At 67.3% G+C, this 26807-nt stretch carries 27 protein-coding genes; 11 read left to right on the forward strand and 16 right to left on the reverse strand.

Features of this window, described 5'->3' with window-relative positions; translation table 11 throughout:
* Positions 1–191 precede the first annotated feature (191 nt).
* Both ACFWMR_RS06650 and ACFWMR_RS06655 read left to right on the forward strand, forming a co-directional pair.
* A complete protein-coding gene (locus tag ACFWMR_RS06650; RefSeq protein WP_378377549.1) occupies positions 192–794 on the forward strand; it encodes a hypothetical protein in 603 nt (200 codons plus the stop codon).
* Positions 795–1458: 664 nt separating this feature from the next.
* Positions 1459–2073 carry an RICIN domain-containing protein gene (locus tag ACFWMR_RS06655; protein ID WP_378377551.1) on the forward strand — a complete coding sequence of 205 codons (615 nt, stop codon included), beginning with the start codon at positions 1459–1461 and terminating at the stop codon, positions 2071–2073.
* Between the two features lie 349 nt (positions 2074–2422).
* Here the strand turns inward: ACFWMR_RS06655 and ACFWMR_RS06660 are convergent, their stop codons facing one another.
* Together ACFWMR_RS06660 and ACFWMR_RS06665 are read right to left on the reverse strand one after the other, a co-directional pair.
* A complete protein-coding gene (locus ACFWMR_RS06660; RefSeq protein ID WP_378377553.1) occupies positions 2423–2860 on the reverse strand; it encodes a hypothetical protein in 438 nt (145 codons plus the stop codon).
* 375 nt (positions 2861–3235) lie between these two features.
* Positions 3236–3802: a hypothetical protein gene (locus tag ACFWMR_RS06665; protein WP_378377555.1), complete on the reverse strand. Its 567-nt coding sequence runs from the start codon at positions 3800–3802 to the stop codon at positions 3236–3238.
* Between the two features lie 261 nt (positions 3803–4063).
* Between ACFWMR_RS06665 and ACFWMR_RS06670 the strand changes: the two genes are divergently transcribed.
* Both ACFWMR_RS06670 and ACFWMR_RS06675 read left to right on the forward strand, forming a co-directional pair.
* Entirely contained in the window at positions 4064–4966 is a 903-nt protein-coding gene (locus ACFWMR_RS06670) for a class I SAM-dependent methyltransferase (RefSeq protein WP_378377557.1), read from the forward strand.
* A complete protein-coding gene (locus ACFWMR_RS06675) occupies positions 4966–5484 on the forward strand; it encodes an oxidoreductase (protein WP_378377559.1) in 519 nt (172 codons plus the stop codon). The genes ACFWMR_RS06670 and ACFWMR_RS06675 overlap by 1 nt, the downstream gene beginning before the upstream one ends.
* A gap of 66 nt (positions 5485–5550) precedes the next feature.
* On the opposite strand, the gene ACFWMR_RS06680 is transcribed toward ACFWMR_RS06675, so the two are convergent.
* A complete protein-coding gene (locus ACFWMR_RS06680) occupies positions 5551–6072 on the reverse strand; it encodes an aldo/keto reductase (protein WP_378377560.1) in 522 nt (173 codons plus the stop codon).
* Positions 6073–6401: 329 nt separating this feature from the next.
* Between ACFWMR_RS06680 and ACFWMR_RS06685 the strand changes: the two genes are divergently transcribed.
* Complete coding sequence (locus ACFWMR_RS06685; protein WP_378377562.1) at positions 6402–7391, forward strand: LLM class F420-dependent oxidoreductase; 990 nt, start codon at positions 6402–6404, stop codon at positions 7389–7391.
* Positions 7392–7427: 36 nt separating this feature from the next.
* On the opposite strand, the gene ACFWMR_RS06690 is transcribed toward ACFWMR_RS06685, so the two are convergent.
* Positions 7428–7559 (reverse strand): hypothetical protein, encoded by a 132-nt coding sequence (locus tag ACFWMR_RS06690; RefSeq protein WP_378377564.1) that lies wholly within the window; start codon positions 7557–7559, stop codon positions 7428–7430.
* Positions 7560–7837: 278 nt separating this feature from the next.
* Here ACFWMR_RS06690 and ACFWMR_RS06695 point away from each other — a divergent pair, with 278 nt between their 5' ends.
* Positions 7838–9379: an FAD-dependent oxidoreductase gene (locus ACFWMR_RS06695; protein WP_378377566.1), complete on the forward strand. Its 1542-nt coding sequence runs from the start codon at positions 7838–7840 to the stop codon at positions 9377–9379.
* Between the two features lie 24 nt (positions 9380–9403).
* Here ACFWMR_RS06695 and ACFWMR_RS06700 read toward each other — a convergent pair whose 3' ends face one another.
* Positions 9404–9658, reverse strand: a complete 255-nt coding sequence (locus tag ACFWMR_RS06700; protein WP_378377568.1) for a hypothetical protein — start codon at positions 9656–9658, stop codon at positions 9404–9406.
* Between the two features lie 361 nt (positions 9659–10019).
* Between ACFWMR_RS06700 and ACFWMR_RS06705 the strand changes: the two genes are divergently transcribed.
* The 3 genes from ACFWMR_RS06705 (at position 10020) to ACFWMR_RS06715 (ending at position 11890) form a co-directional block, all read left to right on the forward strand.
* The gene (locus tag ACFWMR_RS06705) at positions 10020–10184 is read left to right on the forward strand and encodes a hypothetical protein (RefSeq protein WP_378377570.1); all 165 of its coding nucleotides are present in this window, start codon (positions 10020–10022) and stop codon (positions 10182–10184) included.
* 103 nt (positions 10185–10287) lie between these two features.
* Positions 10288–10917: a 4a-hydroxytetrahydrobiopterin dehydratase gene (locus ACFWMR_RS06710; protein WP_378274420.1), complete on the forward strand. Its 630-nt coding sequence runs from the start codon at positions 10288–10290 to the stop codon at positions 10915–10917.
* Between the two features lie 352 nt (positions 10918–11269).
* Positions 11270–11890, forward strand: a complete 621-nt coding sequence (locus ACFWMR_RS06715; protein WP_378377572.1) for a hypothetical protein — start codon at positions 11270–11272, stop codon at positions 11888–11890.
* Between the two features lie 349 nt (positions 11891–12239).
* Here ACFWMR_RS06715 and ACFWMR_RS06720 read toward each other — a convergent pair whose 3' ends face one another.
* Positions 12240–12455, reverse strand: a complete 216-nt coding sequence (locus tag ACFWMR_RS06720) for a hypothetical protein (RefSeq protein WP_378377574.1) — start codon at positions 12453–12455, stop codon at positions 12240–12242.
* A 218-nt stretch (positions 12456–12673) separates the two neighbouring features.
* Complete coding sequence (locus tag ACFWMR_RS06725) at positions 12674–13333, reverse strand: hypothetical protein (protein WP_378377576.1); 660 nt, start codon at positions 13331–13333, stop codon at positions 12674–12676.
* Between the two features lie 420 nt (positions 13334–13753).
* Here ACFWMR_RS06725 and ACFWMR_RS06730 point away from each other — a divergent pair, with 420 nt between their 5' ends.
* Entirely contained in the window at positions 13754–14128 is a 375-nt protein-coding gene (locus ACFWMR_RS06730) for a hypothetical protein (protein ID WP_093938949.1), read from the forward strand.
* A 103-nt stretch (positions 14129–14231) separates the two neighbouring features.
* On the opposite strand, the gene ACFWMR_RS06735 is transcribed toward ACFWMR_RS06730, so the two are convergent.
* Positions 14232–14546: a hypothetical protein gene (locus ACFWMR_RS06735; protein ID WP_093938950.1), complete on the reverse strand. Its 315-nt coding sequence runs from the start codon at positions 14544–14546 to the stop codon at positions 14232–14234.
* An 83-nt stretch (positions 14547–14629) separates the two neighbouring features.
* The gene (locus tag ACFWMR_RS06740) at positions 14630–17632 is read right to left on the reverse strand and encodes a BTAD domain-containing putative transcriptional regulator (protein WP_378377578.1); all 3003 of its coding nucleotides are present in this window, start codon (positions 17630–17632) and stop codon (positions 14630–14632) included.
* A gap of 208 nt (positions 17633–17840) precedes the next feature.
* On the opposite strand from ACFWMR_RS06740, the gene ACFWMR_RS06745 reads away from it, so the two are divergent.
* Positions 17841–18812, forward strand: coding sequence for an ArsR/SmtB family transcription factor (locus ACFWMR_RS06745; protein ID WP_378377580.1), 972 nt, complete (start codon positions 17841–17843; stop codon positions 18810–18812).
* A gap of 39 nt (positions 18813–18851) precedes the next feature.
* On the opposite strand, the gene ACFWMR_RS06750 is transcribed toward ACFWMR_RS06745, so the two are convergent.
* The 7 genes from ACFWMR_RS06750 to ACFWMR_RS06780 all read right to left on the reverse strand — a co-directional run bounded on the left by ACFWMR_RS06750 (position 18852) and on the right by ACFWMR_RS06780 (position 26800).
* Complete coding sequence (locus ACFWMR_RS06750) at positions 18852–19274, reverse strand: hypothetical protein (protein WP_143267248.1); 423 nt, start codon at positions 19272–19274, stop codon at positions 18852–18854.
* A gap of 141 nt (positions 19275–19415) precedes the next feature.
* On the reverse strand, positions 19416–20735 hold the full coding sequence (locus tag ACFWMR_RS06755; protein WP_378377582.1) for an ATP-grasp domain-containing protein: 1320 nt from the start codon (positions 20733–20735) through the stop codon (positions 19416–19418).
* A gap of 20 nt (positions 20736–20755) precedes the next feature.
* Positions 20756–21892 carry a saccharopine dehydrogenase family protein gene (locus tag ACFWMR_RS06760; protein ID WP_378377584.1) on the reverse strand — a complete coding sequence of 379 codons (1137 nt, stop codon included), beginning with the start codon at positions 21890–21892 and terminating at the stop codon, positions 20756–20758.
* Positions 21885–22925, reverse strand: a complete 1041-nt coding sequence (locus ACFWMR_RS06765) for a saccharopine dehydrogenase (protein WP_378377586.1) — start codon at positions 22923–22925, stop codon at positions 21885–21887. Before ACFWMR_RS06765 ends, ACFWMR_RS06760 begins: the two co-directional genes overlap by 8 nt.
* Positions 22922–25132 carry an iron-containing redox enzyme family protein gene (locus ACFWMR_RS06770; RefSeq protein WP_378377588.1) on the reverse strand — a complete coding sequence of 737 codons (2211 nt, stop codon included), beginning with the start codon at positions 25130–25132 and terminating at the stop codon, positions 22922–22924. Before ACFWMR_RS06770 ends, ACFWMR_RS06765 begins: the two co-directional genes overlap by 4 nt.
* The gene (locus ACFWMR_RS06775) at positions 25122–26045 is read right to left on the reverse strand and encodes a hypothetical protein (protein ID WP_378274417.1); all 924 of its coding nucleotides are present in this window, start codon (positions 26043–26045) and stop codon (positions 25122–25124) included. Before ACFWMR_RS06775 ends, ACFWMR_RS06770 begins: the two co-directional genes overlap by 11 nt.
* Complete coding sequence (locus tag ACFWMR_RS06780; protein WP_378377590.1) at positions 26045–26800, reverse strand: thioesterase II family protein; 756 nt, start codon at positions 26798–26800, stop codon at positions 26045–26047. Before ACFWMR_RS06780 ends, ACFWMR_RS06775 begins: the two co-directional genes overlap by 1 nt.
* Positions 26801–26807 lie beyond the last annotated feature (7 nt).

A 26807-nucleotide genomic window follows, 5' to 3' on the forward strand; every position in this document is an offset into this window, starting at 1 on the left:
GGTCCGCGCCGGGCCCGGAAACAGCCGGCGTTCGGCCGAAAGATCAGCGACCGAGTGCGAAGTGATGGCGACGGAGTGCGAAGGACTTCCGCACCGGTGTCCGACAAGGTTGAGGAGCCCGCTCGACGTCGGACACGACCGGGGCCCGATAGCTTCGCGCAAGCTGCCGGGCCCCGAAGAAGGGAAAAGCCATGCTCAGGAAAGCCTTCATCACCGCCATGGCCATCGGACTGGCACTGGCCGGAGTCGCCGATGCGGCTCCAGGCGAGACCGCCTCCATTTCCGGCCCGTACCTCACGGGAACAAAGATCACCACGTCGCAGCACTCGCAAGCACTCCTCGGCAGCACCTACACGGGTGTGGTCAACAGCAACGACGCGATCCGGGACATGTGCTGGGTCGTCGGCGACTCATGGAACGGCAGCACCTTGTGGGATCTGGTGTACAACAAGGCAACCGGCGTCGCGGGATTCGTTTCCGAAACCGAGATCCGAGACAATCTCCAAACCTACAATTGCTACTCGTCCGATCACGGAGGACAGCAGGGGAACTACTACCGAACGCACACCAATCTCACCACCAGCATTCATTCCCAAGCCCTGCTCGGCAGCGCGTACGTGGGAACGGCGAAGCCCACCGACAGCCTCCTGGACCTGTGTTACGTCACCGGCGACGAGTGGCGCGGCACCCGATTCTGGAACCTGGTGTACAACAGGATGACCGGCGTCGCCGGATTCATCTCCATTTCCGAACTCGACAACCCCAACCAGCGATTCGAATGCTACTACGGTTAGCCCACAGCCGAGACCGAGTACCTCGGCTGGTCCAGGGAAATCCGCTGTCATGACGAAGACGGCACCACACGTGCGAGGGAGAACCGGGCGGTGAACCCGACAACCGCCTGGATCACCGTCATCACGACGACGGACGCGCAAAAGGATGACAACGATCGTGGGCAGCCGGTGACAACAACCGTGAACCGCCTTTGACGAAACCGCAGGATCGCACCCGCCGCAGGCGACAGACTGGGAACCGTCACAGAGCCGGGTTGTCTCGATCACGACAGACTCGCTGTTCGATCCTAGGGGCCCGTGGTGTCGAGTTCTGTTTCGCGGCGTGGGCGAGGGCGTCGACGACGCGGACGGTGACGGTGAAGGTCCAGAACTGGGTCCCGTTGGAGGAAGTGCAGGTCTTTGCCCAGGGTCGCCCCGATCGGCTACCGCCAGGGGCGGTAGAGACTCGTCAGCTCTGACGGTTAAAGACCTGTATCGACGGTGTCCTGCACAGCTTCTTTGCGGCCACTGAGGCGAACTCTGTCGCCTCGCGCGCGTTGATGCTTCGGAGGCCACGCTGTGCAGGTCCATCTTGCACTTTCCAAGAACAGTACGCGAACCATCGACTGGTGTTCCAACCACCAGCAGGACTCGACTGGTCAACAGAAAAGGAAGAGGATCAAGCATGTTCCGTAGATCGTTCCGACTCACGCTGGCGGCGACCGCTTCCGCCATGCTCATGACCTTCGGGCCGGCAGCAGGCATCGCGGGAGCAACGTCCCATAGCGAAGCACACACCGGTTTCCCTGTATCCGTCGACCAGCAAAGTTTCATCGGCACTCGGGCCTCTGGCGCGTGGATCCGCAACTCCTACACCGACCGATGCGTCGTCGTACCCGGCGGAGACAACCGCAACGGCGCACTCGCGTTCCAGTACGACTGCCTCAACGGGGTCCAAGACCAGCTGTGGCGCCTTGAGTCCAAAGGCCGCGACCGTGAAGGGAACTACCTTTACTGGATCCGGAACACGTACACCGATCGGTGCCTGGTCGTTCCGGGCGGAGACAACCGCAACGGCGCGCACGCGTTCCAGTACGACTGCCTCAACGGCGTCGAAGACCAGCAGTGGTTCTTCCAATACAAGGGTGTGGACAGAGAAGGCCATGAGCTTTTCTGGGCACGGAACTCGTACACCGATCGGTGCCTGGTCGTTCCCGGCGGAGACAACCGCAACGGCGCACTCGCGTTCCAGTACGATTGCCTCAACGGGGTTGAGGACCAGCAGTGGTTCTTTCAGTGATCTGCATCGGCTGACCGTCCGGCATGCTTCCCGATTCCGCCGGGTCTACTCGCTGTATCCGTAGCATCTGAAAGTGTCCTGCGCCGATTCTTGTCGGGTGAACAATACGTTCACCCGACAAGAACATATCGACCAGCGAGCCATGATCGGCCGATCACAGCATCTTGTACCCACACATAGGCATCACGTCGGGTGCACCAGGGAAACCTCCGCGGATCCGATGCCGACGACACCGATATCCCCTCACCTGCCGCCAGCCCCGGACAACAACTTCCGCGTCGGCGCACTACGCCCTACTAGTGCGGCGACATCGTTGAGGACACCCGACGATCTGGCTTAGAGCTTCAGGTCAAGCCCGCTTGCGGCGGGCGATCTCGTCAGAGAGCTGCTGCACCTGGGCGGGGTCCGCGTCCCGGGCAAGGGCGACGTAATGGTCCATGACGGCCGGCCGGAACCGCACGGGGAACGTCTGTCCTGGAGCGAGCCGGGTGAGGTCGGTGATCGTGAGGTCTTCGTCTGCGATACCGCGGAACGTGATGCCGCCGGCGGTCTCCACGTCGAACATCAGGACCACGCGTGGATTGCTGTTGACTTCCCGCCAGCCGACGAGAACGCCGAGCGCAAGCGCCCCCGTACGCAGTTCCGCGGTGCGCTTGCGCGCGTCCCTGCTCAGGAGTGGGTTCGGGGCGACGCCAGGGAAGTCGAGCCCGACACCGAGCGCTTCCCGACTCAGGTCAGGCCTGAGCTGCGCCATCAGATCGTCGACCTTCTTCTTCGAACCGAACATCCTGCGCCCTTTCCTCACCCCGGTGCCGGGTTCCCGGCCTGGCGCTTCGCTCTCACCGCGAGCGTACGTCACGGCCATTTCCAACCACAGTCGCATCGCCCCCTCCTGCCACCCCAAAAGACGCGGATACGCAGCTGGACGCGGTGGTCGTGAGGCTCGCCGAGCACAACATCAACACCGGCAGGAACGAGCTGTCGTACCGGTGCCGCGCGCCGACTCCCACCTGCGTGGCATCGGAGCCCGATGCCACGTGTGCCCGCGTGAAATCCCAGCCCGCTCGTTCGACCGCGGCGGTGGCGTTGTCCACCAGGCCTCGGTGGTGCAGGCAGTGCGCCGTTGGCGCACTGCCTGCGGGGTGAACCAGGACGTTGAGCGCTAGCGCAGGTACGCGAGGAGACCCACTTCTGGTTCCAGTGCGCCGGGCTGGGCGAGGGCATGAAACTCGGCCTCGACGGCGGCGCGATCCAGTGCCTGTGCCCGAACGGCTTCGTAGCGCACGATCGAGTAAAGGAAGACATCGAGGTTGTCGAACTGGGTGTTCGCCTCGATGACCTCCTCCTCGTGGAACCAGACGGCGACGCGGCCGTTGGTCAGCACGACGTAGAGGTTCCCGCCGCCGTCGGAGGCGATGGACCACACGTCGTCGTCGGAAAGGGCTGTCTCGTAGTCGGAGTCGAGGATCTGGCAGTCGTTGCCAGCGAAGTCGAACCCGTAGGAGTCGTCGGTCACGTCGACGACCCACGGCAGTGTCCCTGACCTGACTCTGCGGTCGAACGCTGCGAGCGCCGCGGCGGCGTCCTGCGGTAGCCGGGCGAGGAACGGCTCGATCGGCCGGATCGGCTCATTGATCCGGATCGTCGGCCGGTCCGGGAACCAGCGGGCCAGGTCGGCGTCAAGGTCTCGGTCGCCATAGCCGGCAAGCTGGTCGACGGTGAATTCCATCCGCTGAGCATAGTGGTGTGCCATGGATGTCGACCCGGTAATCGATAGACCGGACACCGGATTTCATGTCAGGAGGGCAAGACCTTGATGATGACCAACGCGGGCTTCGTGCGTGGCACGGTAGCCGAATGTCGAATGTAGACGGTCGTGGTTGTCGAAGCCGACCCTGTCCGGCCCGCCGACGGCCGGATGCCGTGACAGTCAAGCGTGGAGCGGAACAACCCGGAGGTGTATCGCGAGCTTGATCGCTAGAGTGCACCCGTGGCCGTGCTGGAGATCTCCGATCTGGTGGTGGAGTGGGATGCTCGGACAGGCGAGCGCGTCCCTGTACGCAGAGCGGACGTGGTCGCCCGGCTGCACGCGGCCGGGGATCGACGAGCCGCTCGTATCGTGCAGCGGATGCCCGTGGCAGGCGAGTTCCTGGATCCCGTCGCGATGGACAAGCTGCTGGTCCGGGTGCACACCGAACTGCAGCGGCTGAACGAGGAACTGCACATGGCACAGCGGTTCGCCGAGTTGCTGGTGCCGTTGCTCACGGCGATCCGGGCGAGCTGGAGCCGCCTGCGGGTGGTGGACATCGGGTGCGGGTTGGGGTTCATGGTGCGGAGCCTCGCCGCCTCCGGTGTGCTTGGAGCAGATGTCGAACTGGTTGGCGTGGACTTCAATCGCGCGTTGATAGCCGAGGCGACCAGACTGGCCGAGGATGAGCGACTCCCCTGTACGTTTCTCAGCGCGAACGCGTTCGCGCTGACCGAGGACGCCACCGTCTACCTGTCGAGCGGCGTGCTGCACCATTTCACGGCCGACAAACTGCCTGAGTTCTTCCGCGCCCAGGACCGCGCCGGCACGCTGGCGTTCATCCACTACGACATCGCCGCGACCCGGTTGGCCCCGCTGGGCGCCTGGCTGTTCCACCGCGCCAGGATGCGGGAGCCACTCGGCCGGCACGACGGCGTCGCGTCCGCACTGCGCGCCCACGACGACACCGTGCTGTTGTCCGCCGTCGAGGCGGCTGCCGGGATGGACGCATTCCTGTTCGAACCGTCCATCCACACCAATCCGTTCTGCGCAGCCATGAGGCCGGTCGTAGGTCTCCGCCCGGCGTTGGTCGACAACTTCCGCCATGCCCTGGGACGCCGGGCGCGTGGGCTGGTCGCCGGCTGATGGCCACAGCCGTTCCGGTCCTGCTGGGCCTGCTCGCGCTCATCGACGCGGCCTTCGCGGGTTTCCGGGCCGCGACCGGCCGCAACGCCCGGATCCACAAACGCCCCTACTACGTACTGGCCGCACGCCGGGGACTCGCGGGCGGGGTGATCAGCCTCGGGCTCGTGGCACTGCCGGTCGCGGTGACCCTGGGCGGCTCGGCCGACCCTGGGACTCGTTACGACGAACTGGTACGTGCGGGCACGCGGATGCTTCAGGTGCTGGGTCCGTTCGCGGCGCTCGTGGTGGCATCCCTGCTGGCGTACTGGCTGTTGCCGATGCGGGAGAGCACGTTCGTGATCCTGGTCGGTCTCGGGCCGTTCACCCTGCTGCGGCCCGTGGTCGCGCTCGGTGCCGCGGTGTGGGCGGTGGCGGGATCAACCGACTGGCTATCCTGGGCGGTCGCGACCGCGGCAACGGTCGGCGTGCTTGCCATCGAGCCGGTCGTACACCGCCGCTGGTACCGCGCTCCGGTGTGACAGCCGCCCGAAGAACCTTGCCCAAGACCGCACGCTCATCGGCATGATCAGATGTTCGCAACGACCTCAGCCCCGCGCGACCTCGGCGGTGTGCGCGGAGGTGTAGCGCTCACCCGTCACCTGGCTGCTCAGCGGGTCGAGTGCGGCAGCGCTTCGGCGTCCAGGACCAGCTTTAGTGCGGCCGCGTTCTGCTCCAGCCGGGCGGGGCTGCGGGTGCCCGGAATGGTTGCCACCGCTACCCCGAGCCGCTCGGCCTGGGCGTACACCCAGGCCGAGCGCCACCTGGGCCGGGGTGGCACCCAGCCGGTCAGCCACCTCGCGCACGGTCCGCGCGATCTTCTCATTGGCCTCGCCCGCCTCCCCGGCGAACGAGGGTTGGTGCGCCGGAAATCCTTCTCCCCCAGCGTCGAGCGGTCCAGCTGCCGGCACCCGCTCCCGGCGGCCGTCGATGGCCCGGCCCACCAGCACCTCGTTGTGCCCGGTGCCGTACGCGTCAGCGGTGTCCAGGAACGTGACACCCAGCCCCAGGGCCCGGTCGATCGTGGCCAGACCACCGTCCCAGTCGGCGGCGCCGTAGCTCTCGCTCATCCCCATACACCCCAAGCCCATCACGCTGGCGAACACCACCGACGCTAGGACCTGAAGCGCGCTCCAAGTCAAACCGGAGAACTGCCCCGCCGTCGGGCCAGGCACGGGCGAGTGAACCTCGAAAGACGACCTCACCGCGGCGGAAGCGGATGTCCTCGGTTCACGGTGCTGTGGTCAGCCCGGTGTCCCCATTCGGCGGACGATCCGTTCCCCGGATGGGGACACCGTCGAGGCTGGACAAGTCCCGTCGGCCGGGTGCTGGAGTTCGTCCGGCTGGAACCCCGGACAACGTGCTGCATTGCGGGGTCCGCCAGGCTAGGTTGAGGATCATGCGCTTCGGACTCTTCGTCCCGCAGGGCTGGCGGCTGGACCTGACCGGCATCGAGCCTGTGGACCACTGGAAAACCATGCTCGGCATCGCGAAACACGCGGAGGCGGGCCCCTTCGAATCGATCTGGGTCTACGACCACTTCCACACGGTGCCGGAGCCGACCGAGGAAACCACCCACGAGGCGTGGTCACTGATGGCGGCCTTCGCCGCGGCCACCGAAACCATCCGGCTCGGGCAGATGTGCACCTGCATGGGCTACCGCAACCCGGCATACCTGGCGAAAGTCGCCGCGACCACCGACATCATCTCCGGCGGGCGCGTCGAGATGGGTATCGGCGCCGGCTGGTACGAACACGAATGGCGGGCTTACGGCTACGGCTTCCCGAGTGCCGGCGAGCGGCTCGCCCAGCTCGACGAAGGCGTCCGGATCATGCGGGACCTGTGGACCACCGGAAAGTCCACGCTAGAAGGCGAGCACTACCGCACCGACGGCGCGATCCTGCGCCCGCTGCCGCTGCAGGACGGCGGGATCCCCCTGTGGATCGCCGGTGGCGGCGAGAAGAAGACCCTGCGGATCGCCGCGCGATTCGCGAAATACACCAACTTCGCCGCCGATACCGAGACCTTCACCCGGAAGTCGGAGATCCTGGCCGAGCACTGCAAGGACGTCGGCACGGACTTCGGTGCGATCGTGCGCTCGGCCAACTACAACGGCGTCATCGCCGAGACCGAGAAAGAGGTCCAGGACAAGCTGGCCTGGCTCAAGGACCACTACGCGAAGCACGCGTCACCGGAGGCGGCCGAGCGCGCGTACTCGGTCTTCACCGCCGGGGTGGGCATCGGTACACCCGAGCAGGTTGCCGAGCGACTGGCCAAGCTGGAAGCACTCGGCATGACCTACGCGATCTTCAACTTCCCAGAAGCCGCGTACGACCGCTCCAGCATCGACCTCTTCGCCAAGCACGTCGTCCCGGCGCTGAACATCTAGAGCCTTACAACGAGGGTGGGAGAACGGTAGTGGTGGTTAACGCCGTCGGCGCTTCCGCATCTTGAAAGCCACCACGCCCGCCACGGCGAGGACAGCCACGGTCAACCACACCGCGGTCGGCACACCGGAAAACAGGCCGGCGGCAGTCACCAGGGATCCGATCAACATGAGTGGCGCTCCTTCGATGGTCGATATCGCGACGGTTTGACCGTTGATGACGACGCTACGAACACCGCCCCGGGTGTGTCGTCGGTTCGCGGGAGGAACCGCGGTGGAGATTTCCCAGGCAGATGTCCACCCCCTCTCCACCTCCAGCACCAGGACACGCTGCCCGGAAACCGGCTAGCGTCACCGCCGATCGCTTCAGTGGCCGCACAGGATCGGGAGGGTGTGATGGCGAGCATGCATGCCGCATCGATGCCGGCGATGCGCCAGGACGGTGCCCGGTGACCGACGTCCTGATCGCGGGCGCCGGACCCACCGGGCTCACGCTGGCCATCGAGCTGGCCCGCCGTGGCGTCGACGTGCGCATCGTCGACCGAGCCGGCGAGCACTTCCCCGGTTCGCGCGGCAAGGGGCTCACCGCACGCACCCAGGAGGTGCTGGACGACCTCGGCGTCGCCGAAGAGGTGCTGCACTACGGGTTCCGGCACCTGCCACACCGGCGGTACCTCGACGGCGACCTGATCGCCGAGGCCGACCCGCACGCCCAGCGGGCACCCACACCGGATCGCCCCTACGACGGCGGGCTGCTGATCCCGCAGTGGCGGATGGAGCGGATCCTGCGCGCGCGGCTCGCCGAGGACGGCGTGCGGGTGGAACTGGCCGCAGGCCTCGCCGAGTTCAGCCAGTCCGCGAACGGTGTGCACGCGGTGCTGGATACCGGCGAGCGGGTGGCCGCGCGCTATCTGGTCGGCTGCGACGGCGGCCGCAGCACCGTGCGCAAGGCACTCGGCGTGCGCTTCGAGGGCGAGAGCGGGGAGCGGGCCATGCTGCTCGGGGACGTCGAGGTCGACGGGCTCGAACCGGACGCCTGGTACCAGTGGACCGTTCGCCGGCGCGGTTTCTTGGCCCTGTGCCCGTTCCGCCACGAGCGGTCGTGGCAGCTGCAGGCCGTACCGTTCGGCGACTTCGGCGCGGAGGGCGGCCTCCCCGAACCGTCGCTGCCGTACTTCCGGCGGATCGTGGACGATCTCGCCGGCGGGCACGGCATCCGGCTCACGAAGGCAAGCTGGCTGTCCACGTACCGGGTGAACGTGCGGATGGCCGACAGGTTCAAAGTGGACCGGGTATTGCTGGCCGGCGACGCGGCGCACGTACATCCGCCTGCCGGCGGCCTCGGCATGAACACCGGCATCCAGGACGCGTACAACCTCGGCTGGAAGCTCGCCATGGCATGTTCCGGCGTGCGGGAGTCGCTGCTGGACAGCTACCAGGAAGAGCGGCTCCCGGTCGCCGCGTGGACGCTCGGCGTGAGTGCCGAGGGGCTGCGCAGGGTCGCGGAGCGGTTCGTCAACGGTGGCAGCACGGACATCGCGGACGGCGCGCCCCCGGACGGCCAGCAGCTCGAACTCGGCTACCCGGCCAGCTCACTGTCCGTCGACGGCGACGCCGGGAACGGACCGCGTGCCGGTGATCGGGCCCCCGACGCGCCCTGTGTGGACAGCTCCGGCACGCCACGGCGGCTGTTCGACGCCTTCCGCGGCCCCCATTTCACCCTGCTCGGCTTCGGCGAGTCCTGCGCCGGACCGCTGCAGGACGCCGGCACCGTCCACCGTGGACTCATCAATCCGGTGTCGGTCGGCGCACCGGGCAGTGGTGCCGATCTTGTGGACGTCGAGGGGCACGCGCGAACCGCGTACAGCGTCACAGGGGACACCCTCGTCCTGGTGCGGCCTGACGGCTACCTGGCGCTGCGCGCACCCGGCGCGAGCAGAACTGCCGTGCGGGACTACCTGGACCGGGTCGGAGTCAGCCGGAGCGCTTGACCGTGGCGGCGATGATGCTGCCTGTCAGTCGTCGCTACGTCGTACTCGTCCGGTTTCGTCTCGGAGCGCGAGTTCGGATGTCGCTTCTTCCACCTTCTGTTCGAGTCGCGCGTCGTTCTCGAGAAGGGTGAGCAATTCCGCGTCGCTCAGCTCAAGCAGCAACACGGTGATGTGCACCGCCAGGATGGGCTGGTGGTTCTGCACTCGCGGAAGTAAAGCCTGACCGAGCCGGGCCTTCCTCTGCTCAGGGCTCAACCCGGCGAGCGCCTCCGCGTTCACTTCGGAGGGCGGCACCGTCAGCTCGGCAGGGTAGGCGCACACCACACCGCGACCCGGCTCATCGACACATCAGTCATCGCGCTACCGCCTTCTTCGCTCATACCGCCGGCATACCCACTCCCCTGCCGGTCGAACCCCGGGTCAGGAGGGAAACCTCGTGCCGCGCGGCACTGCCAGGCCGCCGGGGATAAGGCGAAAGGCCTCGACCCTCAGTCCCTTACCTCGTCTGATCAGGGAATGAGCGAGGGTAAGGGGTCAAGTCAGGTGCGTCTCTAGGTGATCACCCGATGCTCCAGCGCACCCCCTCAGGACGACTCTGATCACTACCAACGAGACACAGAGTTCCTGAAGGGACACGACCGTGATCAACAGCAACGACGTCCTTCTCACCGGCGTGCTGGCCGAGGTCGACTACCGCGCCGAGCAGATGCTCAAGGCGGGCCGCAACGCCTGGATCGACCGAGCACGCCGCGCGGGCAAACGACTCCGCGCAAACCGCACCCAGACCCGGGCGACTGTCCACTAGCGCCGAGCCATCACACAGCCTGCCGGGGCTCGTGGGGCTTCACCGCGACACACTTACACCTGTCCATTCTCACCACCCTAGAGAACAAGGTCCACGAAGCTTGATGAAGCACCAGCAGATCCTCGACGCCCGGCTGGGCGATTGGCGAAAGCTCATCCGGGCCCTCCACGCGCGGTTCCTCACCGGCGACTTCGCCAAGGGCCTCGCGTTCGTCACCGCCGTCGGCGAGGCCGCCGAACGCGCCGGCCACCACCCCGACGTCAACCTGACGTACTCCTTCGTAGACCTGAAACTGATCAGCCACGACGTCGCCCGGATCACCCAGCGCGACATCGACCTTGCCCGGCAGATCAGCGAAATCGCCCGCGCACAAGGGATCGAATCCGACCCGGGCGGACTCGCCGAGCTCGAACTCGCGCTGGACTCCGCCGACCTCGCCGCCGCCGGCCCGTTCTGGGCAGCCTTGCTCGCCGGCGGATTCACCGGCGATGACGTCGTCGATCCCGGCGGACGGCTGCCCTCGCTCTGGTTTCAGCACACCGACGCGCACGAGACTCCACGCCAGCGTTTCCACCTCGACCTGTGGCTACCGCACGACATCGCCCAAGAACGCATCGCGGCCGCGGTCGCCGCGGGCGGACGAGTGGTGTACGACGACGAAGCCCCTGCCTTCGTCGTCCTCTCCGATCCCGAAGGCAACAAAGCCTGCGTGTGCACGTTCCTCAATCGCTGAACCACGTCGCGACCCCGCGCGCCTAGGGGTCGCCGACTGGTGAAGTCGCATATTCAACTGTCGCGAGTTCTCTCGGAGTTGTCGCGGTGAGTGATCGCCGGGGCATACCGGCGCCATGTGGCACCGGCCTGTGCGGCGAGCCGGGTTGTAGTGGCGTCGTGGTAGCCGAGGACGAGGATGGCTTGACGACGGTGTACCACGGCGAGCCGAACGCGGACATGGCTGTGGTCGACGACCACTGAGCGCGTGCAACTGTCCGGTGTGGCACCCAACCTGATCAGTTGGTGGGGCCTCGTGGACTGACCGACAATTCCTTTGCCACGCACCCCCGCCCTGTGCGAGAAAGTGCATCGTGACCGATGACATCCGCCCGCCTGGTGCGTTCTGCTGGTTCGATCTCAAGACCCGGGACGTACCCGGGACGGCAGTCTTCCTGTCAGGCGCGCTCGGCTGGGAGACCGCCGAGCCGGCCGGTCTGCGTGCGGCGTTGGTGCTGACTCGCGACGGATATCCCGTCGGCAGCCTCAGCGATCTCGCCAACCCCATCTATCGCCCGGATCTACCGGAACATGTCGCTTGGTATGTCGCGGTGGACGACGTCGAAGCGCGGATCGCCGCAGCTGAGCTGGCCGGTGCGGCGATCGTCCTGGCACCGTTCGAGGTTCCCGGTCAGGGACGGATGGCGACACTCGTGGACCCGTTCGGTGCGGCGATCTCCCTGTGGGAGCCGACCGGGTTCAGCGGCTGGACGTTCCCTAGGGGCACCCTGGGCGCTCCCTTCGCTCCGGCTCATGCCGGACCCGAACCCGGTGACGCCGCGGCGTTCTATCGGACCGTCGGGCTCAGCGACGACGACGTGGTGTTCGAGCGTGCTGCGGGACCGGCCGAATGGAGACTCCGGGTACATGGCCCAGACCTGCCGGTGACCACGCCCGGAGAGATCACCATCTATCCGGCGGAGCAGGTTTTGTAGGTTCCCGGGGGGGGGTGAGACTGGTGATACCGCCACCGCGCCGCTCCCGACCCTCCCACTTGGCAGCACTTGATTGGTAAGGCCGCATACTCAACTGTCGCCAATCCTCCGATTACTGTGGCTGTGAGTGATCCCGGGGGCGTAGCTATTCCAGGTGGTTCCGGCTCGTGCGGCGATCTTGCGGCGAGCCGTCGGTGTACCACGGGCAGCGGAAACGGGTCGCGGGCCGGGGGATGTTCGTGCAGACGGGTCTCCCGGTGACCGATGCCGAACGCGAGCTCGACGGCGCGGTGGCGAGTGTCGTGGCCGAACCGTTCGGGGGCAGGGAATCACCCCTGACGCCGAAGGGCTACTCGATCATCTTGTGCAGTGCCGCGGCGACCGCGACGGCGACGGCGACGGCGACCAGGATCGCGGTCCTGTCGAGCGCGGCGCTCGCGGCCAGGGCCGTTGCCGCGGAGAGAATCCCGATGACTAGCCAGCGCAGGGGCAGTCTCCGCGGCGGCGGGTCTCCGCCGGGCGGGCTCTGGGCGTCGTCAGATGGCCGTAGGGTGGTCGTGGGCACGCTTCCTCCTGGGTTGTTGTGTTCCTCTGGGAGGCCTCCGGGGACGAGCCGGGGGCCTCCCGTCTTTCCGAATTCCCACTGACTGCGGGAGTCCTGGCCGCCATCTTGCACAACACCCCTGCCAGCCGGAGTCATCTAGGATTTAAGCCCTGATCGTCCGGTGGACCGGGAGCCATCAAACAACCGAGGGGATCGCCGTCAATTTGCTGGTCAAGACGTTAAGTCCAAGGAGTTGAACCTGGCATGGACGAATCTTTCTTGATCGCCACGTGAGCTCCCCAGCACGGAACATGCGCGCAACAAGGGGTCGCCGAGAGTGGCGAGATCGCGTAGTCAACTATGGCGGGTTCGTCGGCGAGATAACGGTGTGTGGTCGCCCGGGGCGTAGCGGCTCCAGGTGCTCCCGGCTCTCGTGGCGATTTTCGTGGTGGTGACCGGTGGTAGCCGAGGGCGTCAGCGATCACGGGGGCGGACATGGTGAGCACGTGGTGTTCAATGGCCGCGGTGCGTCCGGTGGTGGTGGGGACGCCGAGCCCGGTCACCAGCATGCCGAGTGTTCTGGGGTGCATCGGTTGTCCGGCGCGTCGGCCGGGGAACAGCCAGCGGGAGTTCGGGTTGGTGGCGGTGTTCATGTTGTCGCGCTGGGCGATCCAGGCCAAGAGCAGTTCCGCGACCGGCGCCGGGACCGGTGAGGGCGGCTCGCCGAGGCGGAGCAGGACCTGGTCGCCGTCGCGGATGAGGTCGTCGACGGTGAGCCGGACGATCCGGCTGAGCGGCTGTGCGTAGAGCAGCGCGATCCGCCCCGGTTCGGGCAGCGGGGCCTTGCGAGTGATGATTTGAGCCGGAAGCCGTAGCGGCCGGAGGAGTTTGCTGGTCATCGCCCAAAGCAGGAACCCGCGAAGCGGTCTCCGCTCGTGCTCGCGGTGGCTGGCATACCAGTCGTCGATATCGGCCTGGCGGCAGAGTTCCAGGGTTCGTCCGTGGCGAACGCCGTTGTGAAATAACGACGGCGACGTTCGTTACATCGGTCTTAGCTGCCTCGGCAAGCGATCCGCACAGGCAACGCCGACTCACGTTTTACCGACAACTTAATCATCTTGACCACGTCGATCCGGTTTGAATAGCTTGATTCTGCGCCTGACTTGGAGGTCAGACCAGGTTTCGGCCGCGATCCCATCGACAGCCGCCGCGTTTGCCCACTGGGAGCAGACAGCCGGACGGCCTGGGACAGCAAGGCTTCCGACACCGCCTGTTTCCAGATCTGGCTCTAATCACCACGCTGACGAGGAAAGGTGAGCATGTTGAACAAGCTTCGTTACGGCGCTGCGCTGGCCGCCATGGGTCTGGCGACCACGATCGGGACGCCCGCCACCGCGCAGGCAGCGTCGACACTTGTCGCCGAGCGGCACTGCGCGGCGGCGGCCTGGTGTGACGTCGGCTTCTACAGCTACGGCGGCCCATTGGTGATCGAGTCCGATGTCTCGGGCGGCGCCAACGTGGCCATCAAGTCCTACATCAGTTCATCGGATTGCTTCCGGTACGGGATGGTGAACGACGCACCACTGAACTGGGCCTGCCAGTCGCCTGGCTATGGCGACCGATACGCCCTCGTCGGCCTCGCCGACGAAAATGGCGCCTGGCAGAGTATGTACATCAAGGTCTACCGAGTCTGAATCTTCTGGTTTCCTCGGAGGGGCGGACGATCGCAGCGATCGTCCGCCCTTGCCCATTTCCCCAGTCGTCATTCTTCACCTAAAACGGCCACTCGGTGCACGGTCAGCATTCGCGGGCGGCGTGAAACCGGGCCTCGCCGTAGTCGGCGTTGGGTTCGTAACCGGGGTAGGCCTTCCAGGTGCCGATGTTGGATTCCAGGCACCACACCCGGTCGGTGGTGTTGGACCAGCTGCGGATGCGGTAGTTGCCGATACTGATGCCGCTCCAGCCGTTGCTGCAGGTTGTGGACCCGCCGTAGTTCGGTGCCGTGTGTACGCAGAGCTCCGGCCGTGGCGCCGCGACGGCGGTGGGGGCGAGCGCGGTCGCGGCCGTCGCCGCGGCCGCGACCGCCAGGGCGGTCAAGCTCATCTTCGTCACGTCTTCTCCTTCGTCGATGTCGGAAGAACGAAGATCAGTAGCCCACGAAGCGGCGTCCTTGGACAAGACGGTTCAGCCTTCGCTTAAATGGTTGCAACGCAAAGGAAGCGCGATGGCGAGCAGAGGCCGCGGTTGCGCAGCAGGGAGCGGATATCCCTGGCCGCGGGATGACCGATCCGGTCGAACTCCGCGAGAGCGTCGTGCCAGTACTTCTGGGCGGTGGTTGCTTCGCCGGCGGAGTCCGACAGATGCCCGATGGCGCGCAGGGTCGCCGCTCTGCCCTCGATATCCCCGATTTCGGTGCGAATGGACAGAGCTCGACGGAAGCCGTCCATGGCGTCGTCGTACCGGCTCGCGTGGTGGTGGAGCCGGCTCAGATTGTGCAGGGCCAGCGCCTCGAGGTGCTTGTCATCGAGTTCCACACTCAACTTCAGTGCTTCGAGAAGTCGTTCCTGCGCGATCCCTGTCATGCCGAGGTCCGCGGCGACGTATCCAAGGTTGCACAACGCCTTCGCTTGCCCGACAGCGAACCTTGTTCGTTCGCACAGCTTCACGGACTGCTCCAGGACGGTGATCGCTCGGTGCGATCTCCCCGCGTGATGGAGAACCATGCCGAGGCAGTCGAGAGCCGCTGCCCGCCCGGCTGGAATGTCCAACTCGTGGAACAGGCGCTCGGCACGACGCAGATGCCTTCTTGCCATGAGTGGGTCGTGTCCACTGCAGCGATACGCGGCTCCGAGGCTGTAGTGCATGGCCGCTTCGGCGGTCTTGTCTCCAGCACGCTGGGCCGCGGTCAGCGCCGCCGCGGCCATGGAACTCCAGGTGGCGACATCATAGTTGCGCCAAAGATGGCCGCGGAGGGCATCGGTCAGCTGCCACGAGAGCTCCTGCGGCCCCTGTTCGGCCGTGTGCAGGACCGAAGCGGCCAGGTTGCCGTGTTCGGCCGCGAGCCAGTCCTTCGGCGCGACGTCGCCTTCCTCGGCGGAGCGGCCTGTCTCGGGCAAAGAGCAAAAACGCAGCATGCCTGGATATGCCTGTTCGGTGATCCTTGCCGCCGTGCGCAAGTAGTAGTCCGCAAGCCGTCGTCGTGCGGAGGAGCGTTCTTCCTCGCTGTCCACCTCGACGCAAAGCTGGTCCGCGTACAGGCGAAGCAGATCGTGGATCTGGTATCGGTCTGGAACGCGACGGTGAACCAGATGGTTCTCGGTGAGCCGCTCGACGAGCTGCACCGTGCCTTCCACGGTGTCCCCTGCCAGCGCTGCCAGCGCCGCGATGCTCACATCAGCCGAAGGAATGAGACCGAGCAGGCGAAACAGACGAGCGGAGTCCCGGTCCAGTGTCGCGTAGGAGAGGTCGAACGCCGCTTGAACCGCCACACCTTCGGTCCGGCCGACAGTCAGCTCGGCGAGACGGTTGCCGGTGCGGAGCGCGGCCACGTAGCCCTCGAGGCTGCCGCGGGCCTCGCGTGCGAGGTTCGCCGCGGCGATCTTCAGCGCCAAAGGCAGGCGCGCGCACAGCTCGCTCAGCTCGACAAGAGCCGGGGTTTCCGGGCGCCGGCCCGACAATCGGGCGAGCAGCGCGATGGCATCACCTTCGTCGAGCACATCCAGCTCGACGAACCTCGCGTCGGTGTGCAGTCCGAGCGCGGACAGGTCGTTGCGGCTGGTCACCGCCACCACACTGCGAGCATTGGCGGGCAGGACCGGAAGGACTTGCTCCCAGCCAGTCACGTTGTCCAGTACGAGAAGTACCTCGCGGTCGGCAAGCAGGGAACGCAGCAAGCCCGCACGCGCGTCGACATCGAGCGGGACCGAGTCGGAATCGACCCCGAGACCGGTGAGGAACGCGGTCAGCGCGTCGCCCGCCGTCCGGGGAACAGCGTTCGAATAGCCATGAAGGTCGTAGTGCAGCTGCCCGTCAGGAAACCGGCCACTGACCCGGTGTGCCCAGTGAATCGCGAGCGCCGTCTTCCCGACACCCGCCGAGCCGGTGATGACGACGACGCGCGCGGCGCGGTGGGAATCGAGTGCCGACACCAGAAAGGCGTCGAGATCCGCCAATTGCCGGTCCCGGCCCAGGAAGACAGGACTTTCCGGTGGCAGCTGTTCCGGCGCCGGCCGTCTCCCGCCCCGGCCTGGTGTCGGGCGGATCGGCTCGAGACAGCGCAGATAGGCGCTACGCAGCTCGGGTCCGGGGTCGACACCGAGGAGTTCGCCGAGCCTGCCGCTGATCTCATGGAACAAGCGCACGGCGGCCTCTCGTTGTCCCGTGGCCGCCAGCGCGTCGATGATTCGGGCGTTGACACTCTCGTGTAGTGGTTCTGCCGCCGCGGCCTGACGTAACCGCGGCAGGGCATCCTGATGACGACCGCCTGCGAAGGCGAGATCGGTATAGGACAGCACGACGGTTATCCACCGCTGTGTCAGGGCGACGATGACCGGAAGCTGCTGAATCTCCGCCCCGAGATCGGCCAGCACAGCGCCACGCCACAATGAGAGGGCTTCGCGGTATTCGGACTCGGCCGCGACGAGCAGGCCGGTCCCGTGCAAGGTGCCGGCGTCGGCCACGCGGACAGCGAACTCCAGAATGTCGCTCTGCGTGGACTCCAGGACAAGCTGATACCCGGTGCCGCTCCTGAGCAGTCGCGTGCCCGCCCCGCCCGGCCCCAAGAGTCGCCGGAGCCGGGACACGTACGTCTGGATCAGGTTTCTGTACGTCGAGGGCACGTTCTCCGCCCACAAGACATCGACGATGTCGGACTGCGCGACCGGCTCGTTCGCTCGCAGGGTCAGCAGGCCGAGCAGTCGGCGCAACATCGGCGCACCCACCTCGACCCGGTGCTCGCCAACATGAACCGTCAATGGGCCGAGGACGTCGATCCGCAGTACCGCCACGGCGCCTGTCTCGGCGTCTGAAAGACCCGTGGCATCGAGGAGTTTCCGCACGGACCGACGTTGTGGCCTGCCGCCCGACTCGTGTTCTATGTCCCGCAGCGTACGCACACTGATGCCGGCCTTGCGTGCCAGTTCGTATTGGGTGACTCCCGTACGTGCCCGATAGGCGCGCAGCGCTTTTCCCAAAGTCATGACGCCCCCCAGCGTTCGTTCTTGGTCACCTGTCACCAAAATACCGCGCCGTGGTCGCCGAACTACCCCTTTTTCTGCCGGTCACCGGCGATTTCTGCCGGTGACGACCTTTTTCTCCTGGTCAGCGCGGTAGCGCGGCTCAAGAATCGCACCATGCCCGCGGACCGGGGCCCTGCTTAGGCTGGATCGACGAACACTTGGGGGTCTTGTGTTGCGCATCCACTTTTCGGCGGCCGATGTGCTGGGAACGAGGATTTCGGCCGCGCCCGATCCGCTGTGGGAACTTCTCCTGAGCCTGCACGCAGCGCAAACAGTCGGAATCGCCGGGACGCTCCGTGCGTGGCGCACGGCGGTACGCGGGAAACTCGCACCGTCGGCCGCCCTGCTGTGGCCCTTGGCGCGGCCAGTGGGCTACTCACCGGATTTCCTGACACCGACAGCCGGTGAAACGGACCTCGGTACAGGTCTGGACCAGCTTGTGGCGACATCGACCACGAAACTCCGGGCCGACCTTTCGCTGCTGGCCAAGAGAGCGCGCCTGACGTCCTGGATGACCGATCTGGCCGATGGCCGGAGCGTCGCACTCGACCGGCTGCGCGCCGCGTTGGAGGCATACCACGCGGCCGCGATCGAGCCCTTCTCCGAGGTCATCAGGCAAGCGGTCGGCCTGGATCGTGAGCGGAGAGCCGCGACCGTGGTCGCGAAAGGGCTGGGATGCATGTTGACGACTCTGCACCCGGACATTCGCTGGGATGACGGTGTCCTGGAAGTCGCCTATCCGGTGGAGCAGGAAGTACACCTGGACGGGCGAGGGCTGACATTGGTGCCCTCGTTCTTCTGCCAACCGGGCCCCATCACGCTGTTGACGCAGACCGAACGGCCTGTGCTGGTGTATCCCGTTGATCGAGAACTCGCCTTCGGCGCCCTCCGCGGCCACGCGCGTCTCGACCGGTCGCTGGCCGCGTTGCTGGGCAAGACCCGAGCACGTGTCCTGTACGCCATCGCGGCGACGGCGCCGATCACGACAACGGATCTCGCCCGGGCGGTCGGAGTCTCCGCCGCCGGGGTCAGCCAGCACACCGCCGTGCTCAGGGAAGCCGGGCTCATCACCACGGTTCGGGATCGTGGCTACGCGGTTCACCACGTCTCGGTGCGAGGTCGGTCGTTGCTGATCGGGTAGGGGTGTCCGGGCAGCCGTGCCGCCAGGACACCCCGTCGCTCACTCGATCCGGATGCAGGCGTACTCGCCCATGTACGGCTTGTCGTCTCCCGGCTTCACCGCGACACACAAGTCCGAACCAGGCTTGAAATAGCCGTTTCCGGAACCGAAATACCAGTCGACGTACGGATTCGGCCCGCATCCGGCCCGCTGCTCGTTCTCCCAATGGTGGTCACCGGAGTCGCGGCCGAAGAGCTTGAAGGTCACACCGCAATACCAACCCGGAGGAAGAACGGTGTAGACACCCTGCGCACGGTCGACGTGGTTGCCCACCCCGGCGACGTTTATACACAGTTCGTGCGCGGCTCCAGGACCGCCGGTGAAGGTACAGCCGTGTGCGTCTTGGGTTCCGATTTCGCCCGCTGTCGCCGTAGCGGCATTGCTCACCAGCAAGGCGGCTCCGGCAGCGAGCGTTGCCGCCACGGCTCGCACCTTTCGCAAACTTCCCGATTTCACAAGTCACTCCAATTCATTGTTGCCCGATGAATTGGAGAGTAGAGGGGGCACGCGACCGTTTCCCAAGATTTCAGGCCTACCTGAAATCGTTTGCCTATCGACGGGGTGTCAATCGGGCACGACGTCGATCGAGATGGCGGCGCGCGCCCGCTTCTCCAGTTCGTCCAGGTCGCCAGGCGTGGCGGCGTCGATGAAGAAGCTGACGGACCGATCATCGGAACTGGCCAGTGGCACCAGTTTCGTTCCCCGTGGCTGGTGTACCAGGACCGCGCGCAGGGTCGGGGCGTCGTCCGGGTCGCCGGGCAGGATGTCCGGCCACACGCCGCTGGCGCCGATCCACACAGGTTCGACCTCCGGCCACTCGACGGTGACGTCGGCCAGTTTCCCGGGCACATGCTCGAGGTAGACCTGCCGGGCGTAGCGGGTCGGACGCGGATAGGAGGCGCGTTCGCCGAGGGCGATGCGAATGATCTCCGGTTCCAGCGGGGCGCCGGTGGCCAGGTGATAGAGCACCAGAAGACCGTCGCCGGGGGTGCGGCCGGCGATCTCCATCAGCCTGGGCACCCCGTCCTGCCCGACGCGCCATTCTGAGTGCGCGATGCCGTCGGCGAACGCCAGGGTGCCGAGCAGCGCCCGGTTGGCGTCGAGGACGGCATCGCGGACTCCCTCGTCGGCGGCGGGAACGCTGTGCGCGAGTTCGACGAACGTCCGGGCGTGCGAGTCAGTGGTTTCCTTGCCGGTGACCGAGGCGAAGATTGTCTCTCCGCGCTGTACGAGGCTTTCCACCGAATACTCCGGGCCGTCCACCTTGGCCTCGACCAGGACGACCTCGTGGGCGGGATACCCGGCGAGGCGGCGGCGCAGCTCTTCCTCACCGTGCACGGTCTCGACCCCGGAGCTGGACGCGCGGCCCGCTGGTTTGACCACCGCCGGATAGGTGACGCCGGACAGATCGGCGGTTTCCCGGTCTCCGGCGGGGATGGTCAGTGACGGCGGGCTGAGCTCGGGCGCGTACCAGCGTTGCAGGAACTTGCTACGGCAGGCGCGGCTGGCACGCAGGCCGGGCGACGGGACGCCGAGTGCGTCGCAGAGCAGTCCGGTCGGCTCGGCCAGGTAGTCCCCGACGGCGTAGGCGCCCACGATGTCGTACGTGGTCCGCCACGCGGTGGCCTGCGCGATCGCCCCGGCGAGAAAGGCGCCCTGCACGGTGAAATCGCCCGAGACATAGCCGATCTCGGTGATCTGCGAGGCCGGGTTGTCCGGGTCGCCGATCGCGGCGGTCGCCTGCTCGCGGTAGGACTGCGCGGTGATCACCAGGACCCGCAGGCCACGCCGGGTCACCTCGTCGAGATAGAGCGGGTTGCGCCGGATCACCGGGAACGAGCCGGTGAGGATGACGGCGCCGGGCTTACCGGTCCGCTGGGTCATGCTGTCTCCTCTGGTCGGTCTCAGCTGTCGGTGCCGGTGACGCGGATCGGAAGGCCCCAGGAGGCGAGCTTCTCGATCCACTGCCTCGCGGTGACCGGATCGGGGGCGCCTTGGACGAGCCCGGCCGGGAGAGCTCCGTCGAGAAGTTCGCCGATGCCCAGGGCGAGCGGAACGGAAACGCACCGGGCCATGGCGCTGGCGCCGGGCTCACCGGTGAGGTCCAGCGAATACCGGCCGGACCAGGTTCGGCCGTCCTCGCCGCGGACGGACAGTTCGACCGCGAGCACCACCCGATCCCGGTCTTCCGCACGCGTCGGGTAGCGGGCGGCGAGTTCTCCCGCGAGCTCGGTGATCCGGTCGGGGTCGCCCTCACGCAGCTCGGTGAACACCTCCTCCCAGGCGTCGAGCCAGCCGTCCAGGCGGAGGGTTCCACGGACGAAGGTGTCCAGCTGCCAGCTCTCCGGCACTCCGTACTGGCGGATGTAGGGCAGGCTGTCCCGGTTGGGGTAGACCTCGAACCGTTCCCCGTCGAGATCGAGCGGCCGCGCTACCTCCCATGGGCGGTCCGCGATGTGCTTGTCGCCGGCCTCGACGTAGTGCGCCGGTGTGAGCAGGGCGGTCAGCACACCGCGGGGTGCCCAGCTGAACCGGTACCGGAACTCGTTGGGCTCGGCGGGCACGCCGCCGCAGTAGGAGGTGAACGCGGCGGTGGCTCTCGTGCCGGGTCCCAGTGCTCGCGACGCCCGTTCGACCAGGACGTCGGCGAAGAGGTGGTCGATTCCCGGGTCCAGTCCGATTTCGGTGAGGACCGTGAGCCCGGCCGCGGCCGCCTCCTCGGCCCTGTTCCGGATCTCGTCCGAGGCGTAGCTGCTGCAGGCGAAGTGGGCGCCGTTGTCCAGGCAGAGACGCAGCAGCCGCGGATGTTCGGTGCCCGGCAGCATCGAGACGACGACGTCTCCCTCGGTGATTTCCGCGGCCAGGGCTTCCGGGGTGAAGTGCCGGGGTTCGCCTGCCGCGCCGAGACGAGCGAGGCAGGCGGCCGCTTTGGCTTCGGTGCGGCCCCAGAGCACGACGTGTGTCCGCTCGGCGAGGGCGGTGAGACCGGGCCCGGTGGACAGGCCGGTGCCGACCCAGTGCACGGTCGGGGTGTCAGGCATGGTCTTCCTTCCGATGGAGGTCATGGGAAGCGCAGGCGGCGGTGAACGCGGCTTCGGCGCGGCGCCAGACGCCGGAGTCGTCGAGGACGGCCAGATGCGGCGCAAGATCCGCGGCGAAGTCCACGGTCGCTTCACGCGGCAGCAGAGAGGGAAGATTGTCGATCGCGATCACGTCGAGTCCGTCCCGCTGGAGCACCGGGTCCTGCCAGGTGGTGGTCCGGTCGTAGATCGGCAGGGTGTGGCACGGCGATCCGACATCGCAGGTGACGTCGGCGATCACGGACAGCCGTCGGGGGCGCCGGAGCGTCTCGGTGGTCAGGAACGGGGGGATCGGCCCCGTGGCGAGGACAGCGTTGACGAGGACGTCGTGGTCGAGCAAGGCCGCGACGTCGAGGTTCTCGGTCTCCGCGAGATCCCAGCGGGTCACTTCCGCGCCCGCCGCGACGAGCGCGTCCCCGGCCCCGCTTCCGCAGCGGCCGAGTGCCCCGATGACCAAGGCTCGCAGAGGTCCCGCGTTCTCGGCGAGAGCCTTGTCGAGTTCTCCGCGGGTGGTCGGCGTCAAGGGTTCGACCAGAGCACCGCGGTGACGCAGGACGGCGAGCGCGGCGCCGACGTAGCCCGCCCAGTACCCGAAAGCGGCGACCCGGCGTCCTCGCTCGTCGACGAGGCTTTCCAGGTCCAGCAGAGTCCCGCCGCCTTCGGTGAATCTGCGCAGCAGGTTCACCGAGCCAGGCTGGTCCTTGTAGGCGTGCCCGAAGAAGATGTGCCGGTGCCGCAAGAGGTGGGGCCGATCGGGCAGTTCCTTCAGGCCCACCACGTACACGTCTTCCGGGGCGTCCGGCCAGCTCCCCGGCGGGACCAGCACACAGCCCGCCGCCGCGTACTCCTCGTCGCCGAACACCCGCCGCGACGAGCGCTCCACGCTGATGGCGACGCCCTCGCGGATCAGCTTCCCCGCCGTTTCCGGGGACAGCGGCGCGCGCCGTTCGGTCGGACGGGACTCGTCGCGCATCAGCAACGTCAACTCGGTCACAACACCAGCTCCGCACTGTCGTCTTCGGTGGATCCGGCCACCGCGACGTCACGAAGCAACGGCTGTTCGAGGAAGTAGGCGAAAGAGGCGTACCCACGCCAGATCCGGTGCCACTCCCCCGCCACAACCGCTTCGCCGCTGGTGCGCCGCACCCGGTCCAGGTAGGCGACGATGATATCGGCGGCCTGTTTGGCGTGCCCCGCGGAGAAGTTGTCGATCGTCAGGTGTGCCTGCTCGTAGCAGTCGTCGAAACCGTGGTGGCGCAGCTTCTGGATCTCGTGCAGCCGCATCTCGCCGGAGCCGAACATCTCGATCGCCAGGTTGTAGCCGAGGATCTCGTTGTAGAACCGGTCGGGGAACAGGCACATCGACAGTTGCTGCAACGCGAAGCCGTACATGTCGTCGGGCAGCTCGTCCTGGTCGGCGAACTCCTCGGTGCGGATGTGCGGCAGGTCCCGGCCCTGGCTGACCATCGCGCGACGGGTCAGGGTGAGGTGGTTCTTGCGCAGGTCCCCGTTGCCCATCTCGTCGGCGTGGATGCGGAACAGCATCCCGTCGCTTTCCCGTTCCCGGCGGCCCAGCCTGCCGACGCGGTGCAGCCAGGCGCCATCGATCAGGTAGGTCAGCTGGTAGGTGCTCTGCCGGAACAGCACTTCCTCCACGTCCGGGACCTCGCTCAGCGGCTCGTACGGGTCCACCAGCTTCTCCCAGTAGATCTTCTCCGCTCGCGCGTAGAGCGCGTCGGCGTCGTACTCGAAGAAGCTCGCGTCGGTGTAGCGGCCGCCCGCGCCGTGTTCGAACAGCACCTGCGCGTCGGCGAAGCAGCGCTCCGCGCGCTCGATGGCCACCGGCAGCGTGTTGGCGTGGTTCTCGATGTTGACCAGACGGTGGAACAGGTCGCGTTCGTCGGCCGGCGGCGAGTCGTCGAACACCACGTCGCCGGGAGCGGCCTCGGCGAACGCGGCCGACCATCGGGCGGCGAGTTCGTCGCCGACGGTGTTGAGGCGCACGGTGATCGACGGCCGGTCACCCTTGTGCACGGTGGCGACCCATTCAGCGAGCACCTCGGCTTCGGTTTCGTCGAAGATGCCGAACATCGGCCCACCGAACCGGGTCGCGGCGAGGAACCAGCAGTCGCCGTCGTCGCGCTCCGCCAGATACGGCGAGTCCCGGAATTCGGTGAGGAACGCGGCGAGCGCGTCGGGTTCCGCGCCACCGGCGGCGCGGCCGAATCCGGCGAACACGTCCACCAGGTGCCGGTCACCCAGCGAGACCCCGCCGTGCTGCCGACCGGCCAGCGGCGCGTGCCGGGAGATCACTTCGGCGACTCGTGACTCCAGCGTCTGGGTACGACGGAATTCGGCGAGTTCGGTGAGCAGCCGCACGTGCTCACGTTCGCACGACAATGTCACCGCGACGGCGGCCAGCACCCGCTCGCGATCCTCCGGGCTCGCCTGGGCGGCGTATTCGGCGAGCAGGTCATCGAGATCTCCAGCCGGGATCGGCGGCGGAGTACCCAGCAACAGATCGTCGACCCCCAGCCGGTGGAAGGCGTGGTGCAGGCCGACGACCTCGGGCAGGAAGTTGCCCGGCAGCACCGCGAGCGAAAGCGGGAGACAGGCGAGCAGGATCGTCGCGGGGCGGGCACCCGCACGGTCGAGAAAATCGGCGGCGGCGACGTCCGGTAGCGCCGCGCCCGCGTCTTCCAGCGCCCGTGCCCGGCGGTGCTGCGCGGATGCGAGCGGCTCGCCGCCCCCGGCCAGGTCGAAGTGATGGGCGAACAAGCGGTTCACCACGACGGCGGGCTGGGTGGCGGGCTGCGAGACGGCGTCGAGCCAGCAGCCGTCGAGCAGGGCGATCACCCCACGCTGGCGGAGGAGATCGGCGCGGATCCCCGGTTCGGCGGCGGAGAGGGATTCCAGCGCGGGGGCGAGGTCCGCACGGGCCCGGTCGATCAGCTCGCCGACCGCGCCGGGCAAGTCGCCGACCTGTTCGTGAGCATGGCCGAAGAAGGCGTGCAGGACACGGCGGGCGAGGAGCAGAGTCGCCTCGGATTCGCGTTCCTGCAGAAGCGTGCGGAACATCTCGCGCGGGCCGGCGGCGATGATCGCGTCGACGGCGCCGTCGGTGCCGGGAGTGAAGTGGAACGGCCGGCGGGGCAGGGAAGTCGTGGTGTCGTCGGGGACGAGGGTCGGCTCAACGGCCATCGATCGCTCCTTCCGGTGTGCGGACCAGGACCCCGATCCGGGAGCCGGGCACGCTGGAGGCCAGCAGGTAGTGCCCGCCGGGGCGGACGCGGCCCGCCGTTTCGCGGTCGGCGAGATTGATCAGCGGATCAGCGGCAAAGCAGTGCCCGACGCGGCTGATGTTCGTCGTGTCGAGCTGGCGGGGGCCGAAACCCGCTTGGCGTTCCTTCATCACCAGCAGCGGCAGGAAGATGTTGCTGTGCAGCAAGGCGTCCAGCTCACCGACGTCGATCCCTCTGGCACCGAGGAGTTGCTCGTTGACCCGTTTGGCGAGGTCGGAGCTGATCTCGGACGACCAGTCCAGCGACGCCGTCTCGTGGGCGGACGAGCACCCGAGGACTTCGTAGGCGCCGCCGTCGGCGTCGACCAGGCAGGCGGCGCCACCGTCGCTGAACAGCGCGTAGCCGGTGATCCGGGTGTCTTCGTCGAACACCCGGTCCGCCGTGACGACGAGGACGCGCCGGAACCGTCCGGCGGCGACCAGCGCGGTGGCGACGTCCAGCCCGGACAGCAGGTTGACGCACCGGCCCATGCTCGTGCCGTAGACGGGGATGTCACCGAGGCCGAGCCGGGTCAGCACGCCCCGGATGAAGGTGCCGTGTCCCTCCGGCGGTCCCGGCAGGTAGGTCGAGCAGAGCACCAGGGCCTCGACCGTTCCCGGGTCCGTACCACCGGCGCGCAGGGCTTCCGTGCCCGCGTCGACGGCGAGGTCGTCGAGTCCGCGTTCGGTGCGGAACACGCTCCCCCAGCCCCACAAGGCGGGTTCGAGAGCGAGCCCGTACTGCTCCGCCTTGGCCTCCAGGCCGGGCAGGTCCGCGTGGTCGATCTCCTGCTCGCCCAGAACGTAGCGAGGTTCGCCGAGGTAGACCGGCATCAGATCACCTCCACGTGTGTCTCGGATTCGGCGTGCGCGCTCAGCACCGCCACGACCGGGCCCGGGTCGGGATCGAAGTAGAAATGGCCACCGGGGACGCGGATGTGCTCCGGCGGCCCGGCGCATTCGCTGTCCCACGGGGCGATCTGCGCGGAGCCGACGTGCGGATCCTCGGTGCCGACGATGATCGAGACGCCGATCTCCAGCGGTGGCGCCGTCCGGTAGCGGTAACCCACGGCCAGTTCGAAATCGGCTTTGAGCCCGGGAAGCAGCAGGGCAAGGACGTCCTCGTCCGCGACGGCGTCGGGCGGGAACTGGCCGAAGAACACCAGCGCCTCGGCGAATTCGGCGCCGTCCAGCCCGGCGATGCCGAGCACCCGATCCGACGGCAGCAGCGAGGGGGCGGAGATACCGGACGCGGTCAGATGACCGATCGCGGGCACGTCCCGCAGCCTGCGGGCGACCTCGAAGGCCAGCAACCCGCCGAAACTGTGGCCGAACAGCTGAGCCGGTCGCGGATCCCGCTCGACCTCATCGACGATCGCCTCGGCGATCCGGTCGGCGAGCTCGTCGAACCCTGGCAGTGGTTCGTGCGCGCGGTGCGCCTTGCCCGGAGGACAAACCGCGACGACGTCGGCGTGGCCGTCGAGCAGCGGCTGCCAATCCAGGTAGGTACGCGGGTCTCCACCGGCGTAGGGGAAGCAGAAGACCCTGGCGGGGCGATCACCGCCGCGGGTGAGGAACCAGTCGGGCACCGGGTGT

The organism is Amycolatopsis thailandensis (assembly GCF_042723255.1).
In the GTDB taxonomy this organism is placed as follows: Bacteria; Actinomycetota; Actinomycetes; order Mycobacteriales; family Pseudonocardiaceae; genus Amycolatopsis; species Amycolatopsis thailandensis.

What these genes read in the sequence shown, in the direction of transcription:
- ACFWMR_RS06650 (WP_378377549.1), top strand. Translation starts at nt 192, where the DNA reads ATGCTCAGGAAAGCCTTCATCACCGCCATGGCCATCGGACTGGCACTG.
- ACFWMR_RS06655 (WP_378377551.1), top strand. Translation starts at nt 1,459, where the DNA reads ATGTTCCGTAGATCGTTCCGACTCACGCTGGCGGCGACCGCTTCCGCC.
- ACFWMR_RS06660 (WP_378377553.1), bottom strand. Translation starts at nt 2,860, where the DNA reads ATGTTCGGTTCGAAGAAGAAGGTCGACGATCTGATGGCGCAGCTCAGG.
- ACFWMR_RS06665 (WP_378377555.1), bottom strand. Translation starts at nt 3,802, where the DNA reads ATGGAATTCACCGTCGACCAGCTTGCCGGCTATGGCGACCGAGACCTT.
- ACFWMR_RS06675 (WP_378377559.1), top strand. Translation starts at nt 4,966, where the DNA reads ATGGCCACAGCCGTTCCGGTCCTGCTGGGCCTGCTCGCGCTCATCGAC.
- ACFWMR_RS06680 (WP_378377560.1), bottom strand. Translation starts at nt 6,072, where the DNA reads ATGAGCGAGAGCTACGGCGCCGCCGACTGGGACGGTGGTCTGGCCACG.
- ACFWMR_RS06685 (WP_378377562.1), top strand. Translation starts at nt 6,402, where the DNA reads ATGCGCTTCGGACTCTTCGTCCCGCAGGGCTGGCGGCTGGACCTGACC.
- ACFWMR_RS06690 (WP_378377564.1), bottom strand. Translation starts at nt 7,559, where the DNA reads ATGTTGATCGGATCCCTGGTGACTGCCGCCGGCCTGTTTTCCGGTGTG.
- ACFWMR_RS06710 (WP_378274420.1), top strand. Translation starts at nt 10,288, where the DNA reads ATGAAGCACCAGCAGATCCTCGACGCCCGGCTGGGCGATTGGCGAAAG.
- ACFWMR_RS06725 (WP_378377576.1), bottom strand. Translation starts at nt 13,333, where the DNA reads ATGACCAGCAAACTCCTCCGGCCGCTACGGCTTCCGGCTCAAATCATC.
- ACFWMR_RS06730 (WP_093938949.1), top strand. Translation starts at nt 13,754, where the DNA reads ATGTTGAACAAGCTTCGTTACGGCGCTGCGCTGGCCGCCATGGGTCTG.
- ACFWMR_RS06740 (WP_378377578.1), bottom strand. Translation starts at nt 17,632, where the DNA reads ATGACTTTGGGAAAAGCGCTGCGCGCCTATCGGGCACGTACGGGAGTC.
- ACFWMR_RS06755 (WP_378377582.1), bottom strand. Translation starts at nt 20,735, where the DNA reads ATGACCCAGCGGACCGGTAAGCCCGGCGCCGTCATCCTCACCGGCTCG.
- ACFWMR_RS06760 (WP_378377584.1), bottom strand. Translation starts at nt 21,892, where the DNA reads ATGCCTGACACCCCGACCGTGCACTGGGTCGGCACCGGCCTGTCCACC.
- ACFWMR_RS06770 (WP_378377588.1), bottom strand. Translation starts at nt 25,132, where the DNA reads ATGGCCGTTGAGCCGACCCTCGTCCCCGACGACACCACGACTTCCCTG.
- ACFWMR_RS06775 (WP_378274417.1), bottom strand. Translation starts at nt 26,045, where the DNA reads ATGCCGGTCTACCTCGGCGAACCTCGCTACGTTCTGGGCGAGCAGGAG.